This is a genomic window from Chondrinema litorale (assembly GCF_026250525.1).
Taxonomy (GTDB): domain Bacteria; phylum Bacteroidota; class Bacteroidia; order Cytophagales; family Flammeovirgaceae; genus Chondrinema; species Chondrinema litorale.
In genome coordinates, this window is record NZ_CP111054.1 from 123659 (window position 1) to 143701 (window position 20043).

Annotated in this window: 16 protein-coding genes; 9 read left to right on the top strand and 7 right to left on the bottom strand. The window is 35.3% G+C overall.

The window, feature by feature from the left end:
* Nucleotides 1–82 precede the first annotated feature (82 nt).
* The 4 genes from OQ292_RS33515 to OQ292_RS33530 all read left to right on the top strand — a co-directional run bounded on the left by OQ292_RS33515 (nucleotide 83) and on the right by OQ292_RS33530 (nucleotide 8014).
* Nucleotides 83–2452 carry a DUF2339 domain-containing protein gene (locus OQ292_RS33515; RefSeq protein ID WP_284688497.1) on the top strand — a complete coding sequence of 790 codons (2370 nt, stop codon included), beginning with the start codon at nucleotides 83–85 and terminating at the stop codon, nucleotides 2450–2452.
* The gene (locus tag OQ292_RS33520) at nucleotides 2436–3671 is read left to right on the top strand and encodes a DUF3999 family protein (RefSeq protein ID WP_284688498.1); all 1236 of its coding nucleotides are present in this window, start codon (nucleotides 2436–2438) and stop codon (nucleotides 3669–3671) included. The genes OQ292_RS33515 and OQ292_RS33520 overlap by 17 nt, the downstream gene beginning before the upstream one ends.
* 475 nt (nucleotides 3672–4146) lie before the next feature.
* Nucleotides 4147–7293, top strand: a complete 3147-nt coding sequence (locus OQ292_RS33525; RefSeq protein ID WP_284688499.1) for a ligand-binding sensor domain-containing protein — start codon at nucleotides 4147–4149, stop codon at nucleotides 7291–7293.
* 82 nt (nucleotides 7294–7375) lie between these two features.
* Entirely contained in the window at nucleotides 7376–8014 is a 639-nt protein-coding gene (locus OQ292_RS33530) for a response regulator transcription factor (protein WP_284688500.1), read from the top strand.
* On the opposite strand, the gene OQ292_RS33535 is transcribed toward OQ292_RS33530, so the two are convergent.
* A complete protein-coding gene (locus OQ292_RS33535) occupies nucleotides 8009–8254 on the bottom strand; it encodes a hypothetical protein (RefSeq protein ID WP_284688501.1) in 246 nt (81 codons plus the stop codon). The genes OQ292_RS33530 and OQ292_RS33535 overlap by 6 nt on opposite strands.
* 215 nt (nucleotides 8255–8469) lie before the next feature.
* On the opposite strand from OQ292_RS33535, the gene OQ292_RS33540 reads away from it, so the two are divergent.
* Genes OQ292_RS33540 through OQ292_RS33555 form a run of 4 tightly spaced genes read left to right on the top strand, consistent with a single transcriptional unit; the run spans nucleotide 8470 to nucleotide 12541 of the window.
* The gene (locus OQ292_RS33540; protein ID WP_284688502.1) at nucleotides 8470–8838 is read left to right on the top strand and encodes a BlaI/MecI/CopY family transcriptional regulator; all 369 of its coding nucleotides are present in this window, start codon (nucleotides 8470–8472) and stop codon (nucleotides 8836–8838) included.
* Nucleotides 8839–8842: 4 nt separating this feature from the next.
* Complete coding sequence (locus tag OQ292_RS33545; RefSeq protein WP_284688503.1) at nucleotides 8843–10207, top strand: M23/M56 family metallopeptidase; 1365 nt, start codon at nucleotides 8843–8845, stop codon at nucleotides 10205–10207.
* Nucleotides 10208–10213: 6 nt separating this feature from the next.
* Nucleotides 10214–10780 (top strand): M23 family metallopeptidase, encoded by a 567-nt coding sequence (locus OQ292_RS33550; protein WP_284688504.1) that lies wholly within the window; start codon nucleotides 10214–10216, stop codon nucleotides 10778–10780.
* 6 nt (nucleotides 10781–10786) lie between these two features.
* Nucleotides 10787–12541 (top strand): M56 family metallopeptidase, encoded by a 1755-nt coding sequence (locus tag OQ292_RS33555; protein WP_284688505.1) that lies wholly within the window; start codon nucleotides 10787–10789, stop codon nucleotides 12539–12541.
* Between the two features lie 107 nt (nucleotides 12542–12648).
* On the opposite strand, the gene OQ292_RS33560 is transcribed toward OQ292_RS33555, so the two are convergent.
* From OQ292_RS33560 to OQ292_RS33575, 4 genes are all read right to left on the bottom strand, one after another.
* Entirely contained in the window at nucleotides 12649–13548 is a 900-nt protein-coding gene (locus tag OQ292_RS33560) for a helix-turn-helix domain-containing protein (protein ID WP_284688506.1), read from the bottom strand.
* A gap of 111 nt (nucleotides 13549–13659) precedes the next feature.
* The gene (locus tag OQ292_RS33565; RefSeq protein ID WP_284688507.1) at nucleotides 13660–14496 is read right to left on the bottom strand and encodes an SDR family oxidoreductase; all 837 of its coding nucleotides are present in this window, start codon (nucleotides 14494–14496) and stop codon (nucleotides 13660–13662) included.
* A gap of 33 nt (nucleotides 14497–14529) precedes the next feature.
* On the bottom strand, nucleotides 14530–14796 hold the full coding sequence (locus tag OQ292_RS33570) for an Atu4866 domain-containing protein (protein ID WP_284688508.1): 267 nt from the start codon (nucleotides 14794–14796) through the stop codon (nucleotides 14530–14532).
* A 56-nt stretch (nucleotides 14797–14852) separates the two neighbouring features.
* On the bottom strand, nucleotides 14853–15695 hold the full coding sequence (locus tag OQ292_RS33575; RefSeq protein WP_284688509.1) for an oxidoreductase: 843 nt from the start codon (nucleotides 15693–15695) through the stop codon (nucleotides 14853–14855).
* A gap of 214 nt (nucleotides 15696–15909) precedes the next feature.
* Between OQ292_RS33575 and OQ292_RS33580 the strand changes: the two genes are divergently transcribed.
* Nucleotides 15910–16527: a hypothetical protein gene (locus OQ292_RS33580; RefSeq protein ID WP_284688510.1), complete on the top strand. Its 618-nt coding sequence runs from the start codon at nucleotides 15910–15912 to the stop codon at nucleotides 16525–16527.
* A gap of 41 nt (nucleotides 16528–16568) precedes the next feature.
* Here OQ292_RS33580 and OQ292_RS33585 read toward each other — a convergent pair whose 3' ends face one another.
* Nucleotides 16569–17420, bottom strand: coding sequence for a T9SS type A sorting domain-containing protein (locus OQ292_RS33585; protein WP_284688511.1), 852 nt, complete (start codon nucleotides 17418–17420; stop codon nucleotides 16569–16571).
* Between the two features lie 147 nt (nucleotides 17421–17567).
* Nucleotides 17568–19997, bottom strand: coding sequence for a TonB-dependent receptor (locus OQ292_RS33590; RefSeq protein ID WP_284688512.1), 2430 nt, complete (start codon nucleotides 19995–19997; stop codon nucleotides 17568–17570).
* Nucleotides 19998–20043 lie beyond the last annotated feature (46 nt).

A 20043-nucleotide genomic window follows, 5' to 3' on the forward strand; every position in this document is an offset into this window, starting at 1 on the left:
CAATAGCTTCTTTTGAAACATTCACTCAGGGGATACGTTGCAAAACTGTTACAAATACTTTTTGACCTAGGCAGCTCTTTTCATGAACGACCGCGATAAAAAATTAAATCTGCTAACTATAAGGTTGGATGTGCTCGAACGGAAACACGAAGCATTTTCAAAAGAAATAAAGACAATTAGAGAGCAGCTCAAACTTCTGCAAAGTGCTGATTATCAGCCTTCGGAGACTGAACAACAATCTGTTTTTGATGAAAAAGCAGAAGTGCAGCAGGAGGATTTAGTAAAAGAAAGCATAGTTACAGAAGAATATGCTATTCCTGAAGCGAAACCTCAACAAGTAAAAAAGGCTCCTCGCAAACCAAGAGAGTTACCAAAGCTACCTGTAAATCTTGAAAAGTTTATTGGCGAAAACCTAATAAGCAAAATAGGTATTCTCATTACCGTAATTGGTGTAGGAGTGGGTGTGAAATATGCCATTGATAATGAGTTGCTTAGTCCCTTAACCAGAATTATAATGGGTTATGCACTTGGTGCAGGCTTATTGGGTTTTGCGATCAAACTGAAGAAAAACTATTCAAACTTTAGTGCAGTATTGCTCAGTGGCTCAATGGCAATCATGTATTTTATCACCTTTGCTGCTTATAGTTTTTATGAGTTAATACCACAGGAGATGACTTTTGCATTAATGGTGGTCTTTACGGCATTTACTGTGTTGGCTGCGATTAACTACAATAAGCAAGTTATTGCTGTTTTTGGCTTAGTTGGCGCTTATGCTGTTCCGTTTCTCTTGAGCGATGGTTCGGGGAAGGTAGTGGTATTGTTCATTTATATGGCGATTATCAATATTGGTATACTCATTATTGCCTTTAAAAAGTACTGGAAAGCCCTATACTATGCAGCTTTCATCTTTACATGGTTAATTGTAAGCTCTTGGTATGTTATCGACTATAATAGCTCAGCGCATTTTGGCATTGCGCTTACATTTTTACCTATTTACTTTATTACCTTTTACGCCATATTTCTTGCTTACAAACTCATGCAAAAAGAGAAGTTTGAAAAGCGAGATGTCGTATTGGTTTTATTAAACTCTTTTGTGTTTTTCGGTTTAAGCTTTGCCATACTCGATCAACATGAAATCGGAAAAGAGCTTTTAGGCTTGTTTACCTTGTTCAATGCTGTACTACATTTTGCAGTGAGTTTAATCATCTACAAAAAATCTGAAGTTGATAGAAACCTGCTTTATCTAGCACTAGGAATGGTAATGATATTTATTACCATGGCAATTCCGGTTCAGTTAGATGGCAACTGGGTTACTTTGCTTTGGGCAGGAGAAGCCGCATTACTTTTCTGGATTGGCAGAACTAAGCAAGTCACTTTTATCGAGAAGATTTCCTATACACTATTCTTTTTGGCGTTTTTTAGCCTGTTAGAAGATTGGGGAGATATTTACGATAGTTACACTTATGCTTACGATCAACCAAAAACACCAGTGTTCAATATAGCTTTCTTGAGTTCAATTTTAGTTTCAGGATTTTTTGGGTTGATCAATTATCTCAATCAGAATAAAAATTATCCTGCGAAGCTGTTAGAGCAGAAAAAGCTTTATAAGTTTATTCAATATTGTTTGCCATTAGTTTTCTTGTTTGTACTCTACAGTACTTTTAGGTTAGAGATAAAAATGTATTGGGAGCAGCTTTACTATGCTTCAGAAATTCAGCTAAATACAGAAACAGATTCCTATACTGATTTTATTATGAATCACGACTTGAGGCTTTTCAAGTCTATTTGGGTAATTAATTATTCACTGCTGTTTTTGAGTATACTTTCAGTAATCAATCTTAAGAAACTGAAAAACAAGAAATTGAGCATGCTCAATATCGGATTAAATATATTGGCAATAGGCATCTTTTTAACAGAAGGTCTGTATGATATTAGTGATTTAAGAACAAGCTATTTGCTACAAGAAAATGCCGAATACTATAACAGAGGGGCATTTCATCTTGGTATACGCTATGTGTCAATCGCCTTCTTTGCAGTTTTAATGTACACTTGTTTTATGTATGTGAAACAGGAGTTTACAGAGAAAAAATACAGAGTTATTTTCGATTTACTGTTTCATGTTTCCCTCTTGTGGATTTTAAGTAGTGAGTTAATCGGTTGGATGGATATTGCTGGTTCAGACCAAACTTACAAATTCGGATTGAGTATTTTGTGGGGTGTGTATTCACTGCTCTTAATCGTATTGGGTATTTCGCAAAAGAAAAAGCACATCCGCATTGGAGCGATAGGTTTATTGGCAGTTACGCTACTCAAACTGTTTTTCTACGATATTTCGCATCTCGATACTATCGCAAAAACAATTGTTTTTGTATCGCTGGGAATATTACTGTTAATCATCTCATTTATTTACAACAAATACAAGCATGTTATTTCAGATGAAGTGGAAAGTTAAGAGCTGCTTTACGGCAATGTTACTGCTAATGGTTAGCAGTATTTTTGCGCAGATAGATCAATTCAGTTACAAAAGGAAATTAAGCGGAATTTCAAACCAATGGCATAACATGGAATTGCCAGATGAAATGTTTACTAAACTCAATGAAAATCTGAGTGATATTAGAATTTATGGTGTTTCAGAAGGAAATGATACTATTGAAGCTCCCTACATTTTAAAGCTAAAAAGTGATCAGCTAGAAGTAAATGAGGTGAGTTTTGAGGTGATTAATCAGGCAAAAAATGGGCAGAACTATTTCTATACACTCGAAATTCCAGGTAGTAAGAAGGTAAATAGAATTGTATTAGATTTTGGCCAGTCAAATTTCGATTGGAAGGTAAAACTAGAAGGTAGCCAGAACCAGCAACAGTGGTTTACTGTGTTAGAAGATTACAGAATTATGTCTATCAAAAACAATTTGACAGATTATAAATTTACCCGTTTGTCTTTCCCTGCGGCAAAGTATAAATATTTTAGGTTGCAAGTTCCTGCTAAAGAAAAACCAGAACTGTTAACAGCGAAAGTATCTTTTAATGAGCTAGTCGAAGGGGAATACCGAGACTATAAAATCGAGTCTTTTAAAGTCACTGAAAATAAAGAGCAAAAGCAAACTGTATTAGAGGTAAAATTGTCTCAGCAAGTTCCTGTAAGTTATATCAAGTTCAATATTAAAGATGAATTTGATTACTACAGAAATATGCGATTGCAGTACCAAACAGATAGATTTAACACCGATAAAGGCTGGAAGTATAATTACAGCTCAGTAAAAACGGGTGTGTTAAGTTCCATAGAAAATAATGAATTTAAATTTCAGAATATAGTTACCCAACAGCTAAAAGTGATTGTCGAAAACTATGACAATGAACCGCTGAATATCAGTTCAGTAGAAGTAAAAGGGAACGTATATGAGTTGTTAGGTAGGTTTACAAAACCAGCAGAATATTATCTGGTTTATGGGCAAGAATATCTTTCTAGCCCAGAATATGACATTGCCAGATTCGAGGAGAATGTTCCTGAAGATTTGCAATCGATCAATTTGGGTAGCGAAGAGATTATTCCAAAAGAACAGCCAGAACCAGTTTCTCCACTGTTTATCAGTAAGACTTGGCTGTGGGCAATTATGCTTATTATTATTGCGGTGTTAGGTTGGTTTTCTGTGAGAATGATGAAAAGTAGTTGAAAATAAAAAGGCTTATCTTTATTTAAGATAAGCCAAAGTTTTTTGTAAAACTAGGAACATTAATTTTGTAACTGCTAGACTTTCTGCTTTTTAGCATCTTTTTTCTGTTTTTTAACTTTTTGTTTTAGTAAGTCTAACTTGCAATTAAGTTCTGAGAGTCTGATCTTTAAATGTAAAACATCGTCTAGATTAGCGTTATTCTCTTTTGTCATAATTTGATAAACTTATTACTCGAATGTTGATATTAAGCTAATTATAGTTAGTTGATCAGAGTATGATTTTCTTACTGTAGGATGTGGTTACTTGGTATTATATATACGTAGAAAATTGTGATTAAATGTGTTTTTAGTGCAATTTTTGCTTTTATTATTAATGCTTCAAAAAGAATAATTGGTTTGTTTTTAAAAGACACAAATACTCTCTCAATTAACAATTATATAAATAATCTAAGAAGTACTTTTCACTCTGGAAATATATGCCAACTAGTAAAAATCTACATTTTACTAAGGAATTTAGCCTAATTATTTGCACGTTCATATGCATTTTTTTTACTTCTTATTCTGTATTTTCTCAAGAAGATAAGCTGTATTTTAAGCAATACGATACCAAACAAGGTTTGTCAAATAATACCATTCGTAGAATTTTAAAAGACAGTCGAGGTTTTTTGTGGATTGCCACCATAGAAGGTTTAAACCGCTTTAATGGTTATGAGTTTGAAGTGTTTATGCCTGAGAATGAAGATAGTACTACCATCAGTAACAAGATGGTAAGCTCATTGGCAGAAGACAGTAAAGGTAGAATCTGGCTTGGTACAAACAATGGTTTGAATTGCTACAATCCAGAAACCAATCAATTTACCCAATACCTACATCATGTAGAAGACAGCACTGGTTTAAGCCACCCAATGGTCACTTTTGTAACCGCTACTTCAGATGGATACATTTGGGCGGCAACCAATGGTGGAGGTTTAAACAGGTTGAATCCTGAAACAGGAGAGTTTCAAGTTTTTAAGCATAATGAAAGTGATAGTTTAAATATTAGCCAAGACTATTTATTGTGTTTGAAAGAAGATAACAAAGGCAATCTCTGGATTGGTCAGGCGGGCAATGGCTTATCTAAATTCGATAGAAAAACGGGTAAGTTTATCAATTACTACTTTAGTCAGCCAGATAAAGATATGGCTTTTAAAGCCAATGTAATTCGAGATATTTATATTGATGATGCCGGGAAAATTTGGTTAGCCAGCTATTATGGTTTACACAAGTTTAATCCAGAAACTAAGACACATCAATACTTTGTAAATCTAAATGATGTAGAAAGGCAAAGTTCTGCAAACTCTCTTCATGCAATTGTGAGTGATGGGAAAAATGGAATGTGGTTAGCGAGTTACAATGGTGGTTTAATTCATTTTAATCCCCAAAACAACAGCTTTAAAAATTATACTGCAGAGCAAACAGACGGACTTACTCACGAGGCTTTTTTTGATTTGTATGCCGATGAAAACCGACTTTGGTTGGGTAGTTCGGGTGGTGGTTTGTTCAAGTTAGAATATTCTGATAATCCTTTTCACTTTTTGTTTCCAACAGCCTTTTCAGCGGCAGATAATTTTCCCTCAACACCAAACACTTGGGTGGAAGGGCTCAAAGGAGAACTTATTCTCACTTATCACAATCAAGGATTAGTAGCTTATGATGTGGAGAAGCAAAAAAGCTTAAAAGTCGCATTTCTGGAAAAGCTCAATCCTTTAGTTGAAGGTTTGGCAATAACAAGCATGTGTTGGGACAAAGAAGATAATTTATGGTTAGGAACGAGAAGAAACGGACTTTACAAGTATCAACCAAAAACAGAAAATCTCACTCATTTTGAATTTGATAATAACCAAAGTGCACTCACACATCATTTCATAAAATATTTACTCTGCGATGAACAAGGGCGAATTTTGGCAGGAACACCGTCTGGCTTAAGCATCTACAATCCTGAGACTGCAAGTTTTGAATCTTGGGGAATTGAGGATGAAAGTAAAATACCCAATGCCAACATCACTGCTTTGTTTGAAGATAGCCAAAATCGAATTTGGGTAGGAACAGAACTAGGTTTGCATTTGCTGCAATTAGATAAAAACAGCTTTCAGTCATTCTATTTCGATGGGGAAAATCAGCAGAGTTTAAATGATAACTCAATTCTATCTATAGCAGAAGATCAAGAGCAGCATGTTTGGGTGGGAACTCCTCAAGGTTTGAATCGAATTGATGCAAAACTAAATGTAACAAGAGTAGTAGGGGAGAATAAGCTTGAAAGTGAATTAATCAACACGATTCAAATTGATAGTGATGGTATTTTGTGGCTAGGTACTAGTAAAGGAATTAGCCGAGTAGAAGTTGCGCAAAAACAATCTAACTCAACCATAGAGATTTTGCAAAGTATCAATTACTCATTTGATGAACAGTTAGAAAATACTACTTTCTCCCATAGTTCACATTTAAAGAGTAGTGGGAAATTTGTATTTCGAAGTACTGTTTTTCCAATATATTTTGATCCAGATAGTATCCAACTAAATACTTTTCAGCCGCCTTTGTACATCACAGATTTTAAAATTTTTAATAAGTCTGTTAGCTCGCAAGCAAATGAAGATTATGATAGATTAAATCAACCTGAAAAGAGTATAGCTTATACCAAATCGATTTCCATTTCTTACAAATCGAAGTTTATCGCTTTCGATTTTGCAGCATTGGACTTTAAAAACCCCAAAAAGATTAGCTATGCTTATCGCTTGCTTGGTTTTGATGAAGAATGGATTTATTCTGATTCGAGAAGGTATGCTTCCTACACCAATTTATCTCCGAGTGAGTATGAGTTTCAGGTAAAAGCGACTAATGCAGATGGAGTCTGGTTAAAAAATCCGGTAAGTTTAAAAGTAGAAGTAATTCCGCCTTATTGGCAGCGGTGGTGGTTTATTGCTTTGGTGCTTACTGCGATTTTTGCTTTGGCTTATCTCATTCACCGATATAGATTGCAGCGCGCTTTGGAGCTAGAAAGGCTAAGAATTAAAATTGCGAGTGACCTGCACGATGATATTGGTGCGACACTCACAAAAATTTCACTATATGCAGATTTGATGGGTTCTGGTGCAGATTCTGGTAATAGACAGCAATTGATAGGTAAAATTGCTGAAATGGGCAGAAATGCGCTTAAAAGCCTTTCTGATATTGTATGGGCAATAGATGCCAGAAACGATACTTTGGGTAACCTGATTAACAAAATTCAAGACTTTGCACTAAATCTGTTGGAAAGTAAAAACATCACAGCATCATTTAAAACGGAAGGGGTAAATCCTGAGACCTTCATTAATGCTGAAAAAAGACAGCATTTGTATCTCATTTGCAAAGAGGCAATAAACAACATTGCCAAGCACTCAGAAGCTCAGCATGTGACTGTGGAGTTTATAAAGAACAAATCCACTTTTGACTTAAAAATTTATGATGATGGCAAGGGCTTACATGGCGCACAACGAAATGGAAACGGACTCCGAAATATGGAAGAAAGAGCAAAAAATTTGGGTGGAAAATTGCAAATACACAACGAAAACGGACTTTTGTTAGAAGTAAAAGATATGACTTTGTAAAACATAAACATGTAGTTTTTGAATGAGAATGAATTGTTCTTAAGACATGATGTTTTAGAATTGTCTAATTAAAAACAATCGGATGGATACATTAACAATCGCATTGGTAGAAGATGACAAGGACATAAGAGAAGTAATTGCACTTTATTTGAGGTCTTGCAATGAGTTTAAACAGGTGGAAGAATTTAACTCTGTTGAAGATTTAATGGAATCTGTAGATAAAGGGCAAGCGTTTAATGTGGTTTTAATGGATATTCAATTACCGGGAAAATCTGGGATTGAGGGGATAAAAATATTAAAAGAGCGCTTCGAACATATCGATATTATTATGCTCACCATCTATAATGACGAATATAAAATCTTCGATTCGCTTTGTGCCGGTGCTACTGGCTATTTGCTTAAAAACACGCCACTGGTAGAAGTTAAGTCAGGAATTTTAGAATTACACAAAGGTGGTTCACCTATGTCGCCACAAATTGCCAGAAAGGTGGTGCACTTCTTTAATAAAGTGGCTCCCAGAAAAAAAGATAAAGTGCATCTCTCAGAAAGAGAAAAAGAAATTGTAGATGCCTTGGTAGAAGGTTTGAGTTACAAACTCATTGCCGACAAATTGTTTATTTCTGTAGACACTGTTCGCTACCACATTAAAAACATCTATCGCAAATTACAGGTAAACAGCAAAGCTGAGGTTATTTCCAAAGCATTAAAGGGAGAGTTATAACTCTTTTTCAAAACCTCCACCAAATACGTGTTTTATCCAATCTCGAAACTCAGCTTCATTATTGATCAGGTAACCCTCTCCAAAACTTCTGATGTAAAGTGGATAATCTTGTAATTTACTCTTCAAGTCTTTGAGGTTTTTCAAACAACCAAAATAAGGATTGGCGGTATCGTACCAGTTAGAATTGGCAAAAGTTTGTATCAATTCATTTTTCAGAAACACTTCATGTTCTATTTCCATGCTCAATTATGTTGTTAATTACTTCTTTACAACTCTAATTTCGCCCTAATTTTATAAATAAAGCGGTATTATTCTTTTTATCATCTCATTATTATAAATATAACTATAAAAAATATTTAATTGATTATCAGTAGATTATAATTAATAACTGAAAAATACGTTCAAAAACGTAAATATCAGTTTTAAAACTGAAAAATAAGTTATATCTTAGTCTTATGGAAGAGCTAACCAAAACAGAAGAGAAGATTATGCAAATCCTTTGGGACATTAAAAAAGGATTTGTAAAAGATGTAATTGCGCAAATGCCAGAGCCGAAACCACCGTACAATACGATTTCTTCGGTAATTAGAATTTTAGAAGGAAAAGGTTTTGTAGGGCATAAGGCATATGGAAAAACCCACGAATATTATCCGGTAATTACCAAGATGGCTTATAGCAAGTTTACACTTAAAAATATGATCAAAAACTATTTTGAAGGATCGTATGAAAAATTGGTGTCTTTTATGGTAAACGAGAAAGATTTATCAAATAAAGAGATCAAAGAAATTAAAGACATCATCGACAAAAATTTCCCAAAAGAGTAATCCAATGACTAACTTTTTTATTTACCTGCTTGAAACCAGCATTTGCACAAGCATCTTATATTTCCTGTACATTAGTTTTTTTCGCAACCTCACACATTTTCAGTGGAACAGATTTTACCTAACAGGTATCTTGTTTATTGGTTTAATTATTCCGCTAGTCGATTTGCCAGTTACAGAAGGTGGCAAACTGCTAGAAATTGACATGGACCTTGCGCACTATTTTCCCGAAGAGGAGAATTTTAGCGATATCTGGGTGCACTCACAGGAAAATGTAATTCCACAACAAAATGATAAAAGCTTTTCTATCTGGCAATTGGTAATATTTGCCTATTTAATTGGCTTTTTGTTTAGCCTTTTAAAACTACTAATCGCTTTTGCACAGATATATCAACTGATAAAAGAAAATCCTAAAGAGAAAAAAGAGGGATATGTGCATGTAAAAGTGCTTAAAAATATAGCTCCTTGTTCTTTTGGAAAATGGGTGTTTCTGAGTGAACATTTAGAAAACAAACATGCAATTCTCCAGCACGAATTAGCGCACATTCGTGACAGACATACTGCAGATGTTATTTTACTGGAAGTGTATACCGTTTTTTTCTGGTTCAATCCTGTTACTTACTTCATTAAAAAATCGATTAACCAAGTTCACGAGTTTATTGCAGATAACAACACTGCAAATTCAGACAAGCGTACCTATGCCGAATTGATCCTTCAGCAGTCTGTGAGCAAGTCTTCTAAACTCTATTTGGTAAACTCGTTTGCATTTTTACCCATTAAAAAAAGAATACTTATGTTATCAAAAGAGAAATCATCTGCATTATCAAAAATCAGATTTGTGTTGATTGTACCAGTAGTTTTTTTACTTATTTCTGCATTTTCATCATCATTTACACCACAAAATACTTTAACACCAGAGGTTGTCTCTGTAGTAACTACTTTTGTTCCTGAGGTGGAAAAGGCCATTACTTTTGACATGCCTATAACTACTAAAGAATCTTCTATAAGTTCTCGATATGGCATGAGAATGAATCCGATTCTAAAAAAAGAGCAGTTTCATAGAGGTATAGATTTTAAAGCATCGCTAGGAACAGATATTTATGCGGCGGCTGGTGGTACAATCATTCTGGCTGAACTTTCGGATAAACTTTATGGAAACCAAATAAAAATAAGACACAGCGATGGTACCATAACCGGTTACTCACACATGAATGATTTAGAAGTGGAAAAAGGTGATACAGTAAAGAAAGGCGAAAAAATTGGAACCGTAGGAAATACAGGTTTATCAACAGGACCACACTTGCACTTTGAGATTATCCAAAATGGCAAAAGCGTAAATCCAGAAGATTTGATTCCAGCACTTAAAAAGTAAAGTTGTATGTTATCAAAAAAGAAATCTTCTGCAATATCTAAATTCAGATTTGTATTGATGCTGCCTGTTGTTTTTTTGCTTACTGCTGCCTTTTCAGTATCTTATGATAATCAAGCTTCATTGCAAAACCGTGTTATTAGAACTATTGCTCCTGTATTTGAAGAGGTGAATTATATTATTCCGATATTAAACCCTGATGGAAAAATTGGTTCTGGTTTTGGTATGCGCTTTCATCCCATTCTAAAAATTACTAGAATGCATAGTGGCATTGATTTTAGGGTGCCAGAAGGTACAGATATTATTGCTGCCGCTGATGGTGAAGTAATCGTTTCTCAAAGTTCTGATAGGGGATATGGTAACCACGTTAAACTCAAACATCCAGATGGAACCATTACCCTATATGCGCATCTAAGAGATATAAATGTAAAAAAAGGAAGCCAAATTAAGCAAGGCGAAAAGATTGGAACAGTGGGTAATACTGGCTTATCGCTCAGCGCACATTTGCACTTTGAGGTTATCCAAAATGGAAAGAAAATAAATCCTCAAGATTTGATTCCAGAACTCAAAAAATAAAAATTTATGCACTTACCAGTCCTGTTCGATTTTTTAATAGAAAGCAGCTTGTGTCTTTTTATACTGTACTTGGCATATTGGTGCTTTTTTAGAAATCTTACTCATTTTCATTGGAACAGAATCTATTTGCTGGCTGTGTTATTTCTTTGTTTTCTTTTACCAGCATTAGATTTCCCAATCGAAAGAGAGCAAACAGGGCTGGAAGTGTATATTCAAGATAAATTTACCATTGCTGATGCGCAATATAACAAAGCGCAAAGTAATGATTTAAATCCTAGTGTCATCCATCAAGAAGAAGATAATCAACAAATAGAACCTCAGAAACACTTAAAAGATTCTCCACCGACATCATCTACAAACTGGTGGTTTTGGTTAGGAATTGTTTATGCTTTGGGAGTGGTCTTTTTTACTTTAAAACTGCTTTTAGCTGCATGGCAATTGATGCGGCTTATTTCAAAAAATCCGAAAGAGAAAAGGCTGGGTTTTACACTGGTAATTATACCAGAACACTTAAGCTGTTTTTCTTTTTTCAATTGGATATTTACGCCGGAATATTTGAAAAATGAACATAGAATTTTAGCACACGAATTAATCCATGTAAGGCGAAAACACTCGCTGGATGTCTTATTAGTAGAAATTGCAGCTATTTTCCAGTGGTTTAATCCGGCAATTTATCTCTTAAAAAAATCTTTACAACAAGTCCATGAGTATCAGGCAGATGCTGTTGCCTCAGATAATACTCCTAAAAAATACGCTAAACTACTCTTAGCAAATGCGATTCACCATTCAAAATTTATGCTTACTAACTCCTTCGCTTTTTTACCTTTAAAAAAAAGAATAGTTATGCTTACAAAGAAAAAATCGTCTGGTAATTCCAGATGGAAATATACCCTCTCTCTACCTGTTTTTTTAAGTCTGTTTATGGTATTTTCTTGTACGGATGAAAAAGATATTCTCGAAGAAGCTTTTTTGAATGGTGCTGGAATTAAATCTGTAAAAGTGATATACGAAGACCAATATGGCGATTCGCCCAACAGAAATGGCAAAGTGATAGATATGATTCAATTGGGGATAGATGGAAAACTGGTTGAGCCTGAGTTGGAAGTAAATAATTTTTATTCAAAATATCTGATGCGCGAACAAGATGTTTTAGAGTTTGATTTGAGCCAGAACAAAGAAATTGTTTGGATTCTAGATGATAATGTGGCATTTGGAAATATATTAGCTTTACATTCTGAGCATTTGCCTAGGTATATTTTAACTTTTGATGAAGAATGGTTAAGAATGAAAAACTACGCTGGTGGAAAAGCGATTTATAAAAATACAGTTGGCAGTGATAGTAAATTTCAAATTAATGGGGATGGACTTCCGACAGAATTAAAAACTTATTCAGGAGATGAAAGATTGTTGGAGAAACAATCATTTCAGTATGGCTCAAATGGCAAATTATCTCAAGCTGATTTTGAGGTTCATCCACATTTTATAATTGAGGGAAGGGGTAAGCCAATAACTCATACAGACACTTATGCATTCTCTTATAATCCGGAAGATCGAATTGAATATTACTACAAAGATAATCTATCAGCCAAGTTAATTTACGATGGTGAAAGAGTAGTAGAGAAGTATCATTATAAAGACGGACATTTAATTAATAGGCTAAAGTTTGAATATGAAGCAGGTTTTAGAACAAAAGCATTGGCCTATAACAAAGGAAACACACTGGAATATACATTGGATTATCAGTATGAATTCTACAATTGATATCCGGTGTATTTTACATATTCATGTAAAATTAATTGTTATAAATTTTAATGGTGAAAAATCACCAAAAAGGCAAGTCTCACATGGACTTGCCCTTTGTGTTTTCATTAAGTCTCTCTAAATGTTTTCGGTGTTTGCGCTGAGTTTTTCTTAAAGAACTTTATAAAGTGAGAAAGCTCTTCGAAACCTAAACACCAAGATATTTCCGATATATTCCAATTGGTATGTTTTAGTAGAATTCTAGCTTCTTGGGCAATTCTATCGGCAATTAATTGAGAAGTAGTTTTGCCAGTTACCTCTTTTAAAGCCCTGTTTAAGTGATTTACATGTACTGCTAATTGCTCTGCAAACTCAGCGGGTGTGTGTATTTTAATTCTTTGCTCGTTTGACTCTATCGGAAATTGCCTTTCGAGCAATTCTGTGAATAGAGAAGATATTCTAGTGGCTGCATTAGAACCTTTGTAAAGTTTAGATGCAGCAGGTTTCATTTTGATAGCACTATGAATGATGTCGAAAACAAGCGTGCGCAAAACATCATACTTGTAAGCATATTCAGAAGAGATTTCTTCTAGCATTTTCGTGTAAATGGCGCTAATTCGCTCCTTTTGTTCGGCATCCAAAGAGAAAATAGGCGTACCTCCCGGCTGAAAAACAGGGTATTCTTTGATGTTGCCAAACTGGCTAAAAAACTCCTCGGTAAAAATACAGAAAAAGCCTTTTGGGTTTTCTTCTAAGTATTCCCATTTGTAAGGCACTAAAGGGTTCGCAAACAGCAATGCGACTTCATCCACATTAAAAGATTTATCTGCATAGTTGATTTTGCTCTTGCTTACAATCAGGCTGATTTTATAATAATCTTTTCGACTATAGGGAATAGCCTTGGCATTATGCCCTGAAAACTCTTCTAGCCTGAAAACATTAAAATGGCCCATTTCCTTTTTCAGGTTATCTGGAAGCCAGTTTAATTTTGACCTATAAAATTCCTCAATCGTTTGTGCTTTTTCCATAATACAAGATTTACAAATTCTGTCTGTTTTCAGTTTCAGTAATTGCCAATTCTCTTAAATAAATGAGAAGAAAAGATACCCACAAGTATTGTAGGTATCTTATCAGTTTTATTAATAATCGGTTACATAGCTGGTTGATTTATTTTCTTCTAGTTCCCTTTTTAAAAGGTCTATCTTAGACAGTGCTCTGTTATAAGCATCACTACCCATATAAAATCTTACTGGCGGATTCTCACTTTCTGCTAATTGAATAAACACATCGGCAGCTTTGTCTGGGTCGCCATTTTGCTTGCCATCCATCGTGAGATATTTTGCATGAGAGTCTCTTACAGTTTGGTAAGCATCAATTTTCTCTTCTGAAAAAACCAAGGATTCTTGAGTGAGAAACTCGGTTCTAAAAGCACCCGGAGCTACAACAGTTACGTTGATGCCCAAAGATTTTACGTCTTCTGCCAATACTTCAGACAAGCCCATTATAGCGTATTTGGTGGCTGCATACATCGCCCAGCCACTTGCTGGTGCAAAGCCCGCAATTGAAGAAATATTGATGATATGCCCAGAACCTTGTTTTCTTAAAATAGGTAAGGCATGCTGCATCACTTTTATCGTGGCGAAAACATTCACGTCAAAACTTTGTGTTATTTCTTCATCACTCAGTTCTTCAACTGTACCACCAATTCCATAACCGGCATTATTTACGATTACATCCAAGCTCCCCAGTTTACTATTGGTAGTTTGTATCGCTTCTTTTATTGAATCTGTGTTAGTAAGATCGACTTCTAGTGGCAAAAAATTAGCTTCATTAGCACCAATAACAGCCTTTTTTAAGTTCTCGGCTGATCTGGATGTTGCTGCCACTTTATATCCTTCTTTTAATAATTTGTTTACCAACGAGAGCCCCAAACCTTTAGAGGCTCCCGTGATAAACCATACTTTTTTATTTGTCATATTTAAATTAGCTTTTGATATTTGACGATGGTTTTATTGCTGTTCTTTGTAGAGAATCATTCCGGCATGGTAGAGAATACCATTTTCAAAATTTCCATTTGCCGTAAAGCCCATGTCATCTTTATAGTCGATATGGTTGCCTTTTATCTTGTAGCTACCTTGAAACGCATTCTTTCTGTTTCCTCTGTCTTCTGCATAGCGATTGTGGGGTAACAATTTATGTCTGATATAACCATTCTCCGTCACCCATATGCCAACATAATCTCTGGTTTCTTCGATAGATTTATTTTGTATATTCATTATTTATTACCTTATTTTCTGGTTGAGAAATTTTTATGCTATGTTTCTTCAACAGTTTATCCGGCGAAGTCGGTAGAGAGGGTAAGTTCTTTCCATGTCTCAAGATCTTGCTTGATTACGGCATTTTTCCCTCCAACAACTTCGTAGGCATCACTGCCTAGAAACAAATGCACTGGTGGATTTTCCACCTCTGAAATTTTAATTATGGCTTCAGCAGCCTTGTCAGGATCACCCAACTGGTTTCCGTTAATTTCTTCCTCGTGCTTTTTCTGTACTTCTCTGGCATTTTTGTAATCTTCAATCTGATTTAGAGGAGTAGCAACCGCATCTTTATTCAGGAAGTTTGTGCGGAAATAACCCGGATACACCACTGTCGCATTTATACCAAGTGGTTTAGCTTCTGCAGCAAGACTTTCTGTAAAGCCCACTACAGCAAACTTGGTAGAAGTATAGCTGCCCCAGCCTGGAAAACTTCCAGTATATCCAGCAATGGATGCAATGTTAAAAATGTGTCCAGAACCTTGTTTGCGCAAATGAGGCATTACATTTCTAATGATGTTGAGCGAGCCAAAAACATTAATCTCGTAGTTCTGGCGAATCTCTTTATCGCTCAGTTCTTCTAGTGTACCAATTTGCCCATATCCGGCATTGTTCACTACAACATCGATTGCGCCAAATGTGCTTACAGTTTCTGAAATGGCATTTTTAATACTCTCTTCGTCTGTGAGACTAACTTCGAGTGCTAGAAAATCTGACTGTTTACCTACTACATTTTCTAGCTCTTTTTTGTTCCTCGAAGTGGCGGCTACTTTATAGCCTTTGGTCAATAAGGTTTTCACCATGGCGAGCCCCAGGCCTTTTGAAGCACCTGTGACAAACCAAACATTGTTAGTTTTCATGATATAAGTTTTTGATTATATTACAAATGTAGCGGGGAATAGAGAGGTATTAGATACACATTTCAAACCGAATGTTGTATAATTCAAACAATTTTGGATTTTAGCCAAATTGAAAGGACTTAGAGAATAGCCTCCCTGCTTGTTGAAATAGCGGTATATCTCTATTTTAATGGAACTGAACAATTGTATGAAACAAACTATTATTTTCTAATTAATGAACAACTTCAAATCCGGATTAAAATCAGGCAACTATTATCAACTCTTTTTTGATCTCATCATCGTGTTTATTGGCGTTTATGCAGCTTTTGTATTGTCAGACTATCAAGCAGATTGGAAAAAGCAAAAAGAGACACAACATATTCTAGAATTACTTAAGACAGGAGTTGAGCGATACGAAAGTACTTTTGGTGGTTTTGCTGTTTGGCATGTAAAGCATAACCAAGCTTTTAGAGACAAACTGGCAAAAAGTGAAATTCCTGAGTTTGGCAATGCCTATTATCCTGCTCCACAATACCCCATAGATGTTATCGATCATGTTTTAACCGAAGAAAGTTTTAAGGTTTTTCCGGTAGATATTTATGTGCCGCTAGCCGGTTTTTCTAATGCGATACAAAGAATGATGTATGTGGAAGAAAAACTGGTTGAAATCTCTGAGCGATACGAGCCGCTACCTTATAAAGAAAACCCCGATTACGAAAGAGTTTTCAGGCAGCAAAGGCAATTGGCCTATCGTTATTGGCAATATTTAGAGAAGAGAATGAACATTGCCCAAGAACTCGAAAAACGCGCAAAAGAACTCGGAGAGCAATTAAATAAAATAGGCGTGGAGTGAATGTGATAACAGTTAGCATATCGCATTCACTTATCATAGACTTAATTTATAATAATCTTCTTACTGAAAGTTTGATTATCAGTTTTCAATTTTAATATATAGATGCCTTTTGAGTAATTATCTACATTTAAGTTGATGATACTTGAATTATCTAACTGAATTTCTTCAACTAAAACTCCTTGCACATTAAATATATTAAGCTGAGAGTTAGAGATATTATTAGAATTAATTTCTACTTTAATTGCTTTTTCAGCAGGGTTCGGATAAACTATAATTGTATTTTCTTTTTGCTGTATTTCATCAGTATCTAAAATAACATCTGCCAACTTTATATCTATTACAGCATTGCTAATGTCTTGCGATATGTCTGGTTCAATTTCGACTAAATGCCATTGATCGTGCGCAACAGCACGAAAATAAGTTTCATATTCAGTATCACTAGCAGTAAGACTTACTTCTAAACCATTATGCTGATTTATGGCACTATTATACCAAATAAATACTCTAATTAGATTTCTTGATTGGTGATATAGAGCAAAGTACGGGTAATAATTTCCATTATAGTATCCGAAATTTACATTAATTAATTCCCAGCCTTCTTCACTGGTATAATCACCAGACCTTGCAATAATCTTTATCTCATCTTCTGTATTGGGATCTTTCCAAGGTGGAGCTAAGAAGCAAAGGTTATTACCACCCTCACACAAGTTTGGAATACGTGCAACCCAAGTGTTACAATAGAGAGAGTCTTCTTCTGCTATATCCCATTGCCATTCATCTTCTGGTAAAACACTTTCGATACCAACTGTGCTACAGGTTTTTTGGGAAAATGAATTGAATGTAATAAGAAATAAAATGAAGAGAGGAGATAGTACTTTGACACATTTTTTCATTGTTGGTTATTTAGTTAACTGATTGATTTTTTTTGATAATATCATCAATTTTGGGCTAAAATAACCATAAAATGTTAAATTAAAAGAAGGGTATTGCTTTTAGCTACCCTATCCCTAATCAGGTTAAGGATAGGGTAGAAAACTACTTTAAAAATCTATTCGATAGAAGAAAATTGGCAAGAAACCTAACTGATATTCTTCTCTTATCGGGCTGTTGCTTGGATCGAACTCATCTGGTGCATAGGTAAGCGATAAGATATTTTCGTTACCAAAAATATTCACAAAGTCTATGGCCATTTGATGTGTTACTTTCGGTCTGTTTACTGTGTAAGCAAAGCGAATGTCTGTTCTAAAATAATCTCTAAACTGCTCAGAGTTATAAGTATCATCCTCATAGATCACTTCTCTTTCAAGTTCAGAAGCTGCTAAATCAACTGGGCCATAGCGTTTGCCACCAGACCAAGTAACTTTTGCACCAGTGCTAATTCTTTTATTCTTTTTGAGGATAAATTCTTTGTTGAACAAGGTATTTACAATGAAATTCCCATTAAAATCAGTATCTCTTAAAACATCATCGCTGCCTTTGTATTTAGCATCATACAAAGAGGTAGTGATTAAGAAAAGGTAATTGTTGCTAAAGAACTTCTCCAAAGTAATTTCAAAACCATAGTTTCTACCAGTGCCTGAGTTTTCGAGCGAATCGGGGAAGAAACGGCTAAAACCAGAACCTGCATTTAGTAAAGAAAAAGATGAAGGAGTGGTTTCAACAGGTACATCGTATAATCGCTGGTAATAGGTTTCCAGTTTTAGTTTAAGATTGTCTGAGAGCATTTTGGTGTATGACAAAACATAATGGTCGCTCTTTATAAATTTTACATCTTTGTTGTAAGGCAGTGGCTGACCATTCGCATCGTTTTGGTTACTAAAGAAATAGAGATATGGTGCAATTATCTGGCTATGTGTGCCTACTCCCAAACTCAAACTTTGCCTGTTTGGCAATTCCCATTGCATGCCAAGACGAGGCTCAAATGCTCTAAATTCATCATTCAGAGAGAAATATTGAGCATGTATACCTGCCACAATGTTAAAAGTGGGTGTAATCTTAAATTTTGCTTGTACAAAAGGCTGCATCAAAACGGCATTTTCACCATCAGTATTCCATCTTAGTCTCCATTTGTAATAATCTGGCGAAGACTCTGTCAGGTTTTTGATGCTATCCAAGAAGTTGAAAAAGTAGTAATCTGTATTGATACCCGTGTTTAGCACTACCTTTTTGCTCAGTTTTCTGTCGAAAAAGATAGAAGCAGAAAGTTTTTGCTGATTAAAATTGTAATGCAGCATTGGCGTAAGCGAATCGAGCACATACTTACTATCCGAATCAACATGCCTGTAAATAAAATCATGGTCGGCTTCAACCTCTTCGTGCGAGAATGCCAGCGTAGCTTTTAAAAATGTATTTTTATTGAAAGACTTTTTGAGTGAAATACCTGCCACTCCCATGTTCGATTTAAAGTACTGGTCGCGGTCGTTGTCGCCATAAATGTTTCTTTCGGGCTCTTCTTGCTTGCTAATTTCCATATCGCTGCTGCTAATACCACCAATCCCGAAAACAGAAAGTGTTGCATTTTTACCAACATTAAAATTCAGCTTAAAAGAAAGGTCTTGATACTTGTTTACCGCAGAAGTTCCGATATCTACACCAAGCGCAGTAAAAATGCCGAGTGTGGCATATCTGTAGGAGAAAAGATAAGAAGATTTCTTATTTTCATTCAAAGGCCCTTCGGCAAAAGCTTCCATCCCTAAAATACCAAACTGCCCGCTAAACTCATGCGTTTGGTTGTTGCCATTCCGCAGGTTCAAGTCAAACACACCGGCAGTACTGTTACCAAATTGTGCGGGAAATGCACCAGTGTAAAAATCAGAATTACTCAACACCTTATTATTGAGAATACTCACAGAACCACCAGTTGTACCGGGTATATTAAAGTGATTTGGGTTCGGAATATTGATGCCTTCGAGCTGCCAAAGTACACCCTGAGGTGAGTTTCCTCTAATTACAATATCGTTTCTAGAATCGTCGCCACCTTGTACACCGGCAAAGTTTGAGGCCATTCTCGATGGCTCACCACGGCTACCCGGATAGCGGTTGGTTTCTTCAATACTAAAAGTTCTGGCACTTACTGTGGCCATTTCGTTGCTAGCTTCGCCATCTCGCGTGGCAGAAATAACAATCTCTTCCAGATTTACAGCAGATTCTTCTAGCGGAATATTTAAAATTACTTCTTTGGCTGAGGTAACTTCTATGTTATTTAAAATGGCTTCTTTGTAACCGACAGAAGATATTTTAAAGGTATGTCTGCCGACTGGCACGTTTTCAATCTTAAAATTTCCATCTAAATCTGCGACAGCGCCTAGTGTTTTTTCAGCATCATTTAGCAAGATACAAGTTGCACCAATAAGCGGATAGCCCGAATCTGTATCGGTAATTTTTCCCCTAACTGTTTGAGTAATTTCTTGTGCAGTAACTAAATGTGATAGATAAAAAAATACAAGTACAAAAAGTAACCTAATATTCATGAAATGCATTTTAAAACTCAAAATTTATACTTTTACAGAACTAGTT

What these genes read in the sequence shown, in the direction of transcription:
- OQ292_RS33580 (WP_284688510.1), top strand. Translation starts at nt 15,910, where the DNA reads ATGAACAACTTCAAATCCGGATTAAAATCAGGCAACTATTATCAACTC.
- OQ292_RS33535 (WP_284688501.1), bottom strand. Translation starts at nt 8,254, where the DNA reads ATGGAAATAGAACATGAAGTGTTTCTGAAAAATGAATTGATACAAACT.
- OQ292_RS33515 (WP_284688497.1), top strand. Translation starts at nt 83, where the DNA reads ATGAACGACCGCGATAAAAAATTAAATCTGCTAACTATAAGGTTGGAT.
- OQ292_RS33575 (WP_284688509.1), bottom strand. Translation starts at nt 15,695, where the DNA reads ATGAAAACTAACAATGTTTGGTTTGTCACAGGTGCTTCAAAAGGCCTG.
- OQ292_RS33525 (WP_284688499.1), top strand. Translation starts at nt 4,147, where the DNA reads ATGCCAACTAGTAAAAATCTACATTTTACTAAGGAATTTAGCCTAATT.
- OQ292_RS33570 (WP_284688508.1), bottom strand. Translation starts at nt 14,796, where the DNA reads ATGAATATACAAAATAAATCTATCGAAGAAACCAGAGATTATGTTGGC.
- OQ292_RS33520 (WP_284688498.1), top strand. Translation starts at nt 2,436, where the DNA reads ATGAAGTGGAAAGTTAAGAGCTGCTTTACGGCAATGTTACTGCTAATG.
- OQ292_RS33590 (WP_284688512.1), bottom strand. Translation starts at nt 19,997, where the DNA reads ATGAATATTAGGTTACTTTTTGTACTTGTATTTTTTTATCTATCACAT.
- OQ292_RS33540 (WP_284688502.1), top strand. Translation starts at nt 8,470, where the DNA reads ATGGAAGAGCTAACCAAAACAGAAGAGAAGATTATGCAAATCCTTTGG.
- OQ292_RS33585 (WP_284688511.1), bottom strand. Translation starts at nt 17,420, where the DNA reads ATGAAAAAATGTGTCAAAGTACTATCTCCTCTCTTCATTTTATTTCTT.
- OQ292_RS33545 (WP_284688503.1), top strand. Translation starts at nt 8,843, where the DNA reads ATGACTAACTTTTTTATTTACCTGCTTGAAACCAGCATTTGCACAAGC.
- OQ292_RS33550 (WP_284688504.1), top strand. Translation starts at nt 10,214, where the DNA reads ATGTTATCAAAAAAGAAATCTTCTGCAATATCTAAATTCAGATTTGTA.
- OQ292_RS33560 (WP_284688506.1), bottom strand. Translation starts at nt 13,548, where the DNA reads ATGGAAAAAGCACAAACGATTGAGGAATTTTATAGGTCAAAATTAAAC.
- OQ292_RS33530 (WP_284688500.1), top strand. Translation starts at nt 7,376, where the DNA reads ATGGATACATTAACAATCGCATTGGTAGAAGATGACAAGGACATAAGA.
- OQ292_RS33555 (WP_284688505.1), top strand. Translation starts at nt 10,787, where the DNA reads ATGCACTTACCAGTCCTGTTCGATTTTTTAATAGAAAGCAGCTTGTGT.
- OQ292_RS33565 (WP_284688507.1), bottom strand. Translation starts at nt 14,496, where the DNA reads ATGACAAATAAAAAAGTATGGTTTATCACGGGAGCCTCTAAAGGTTTG.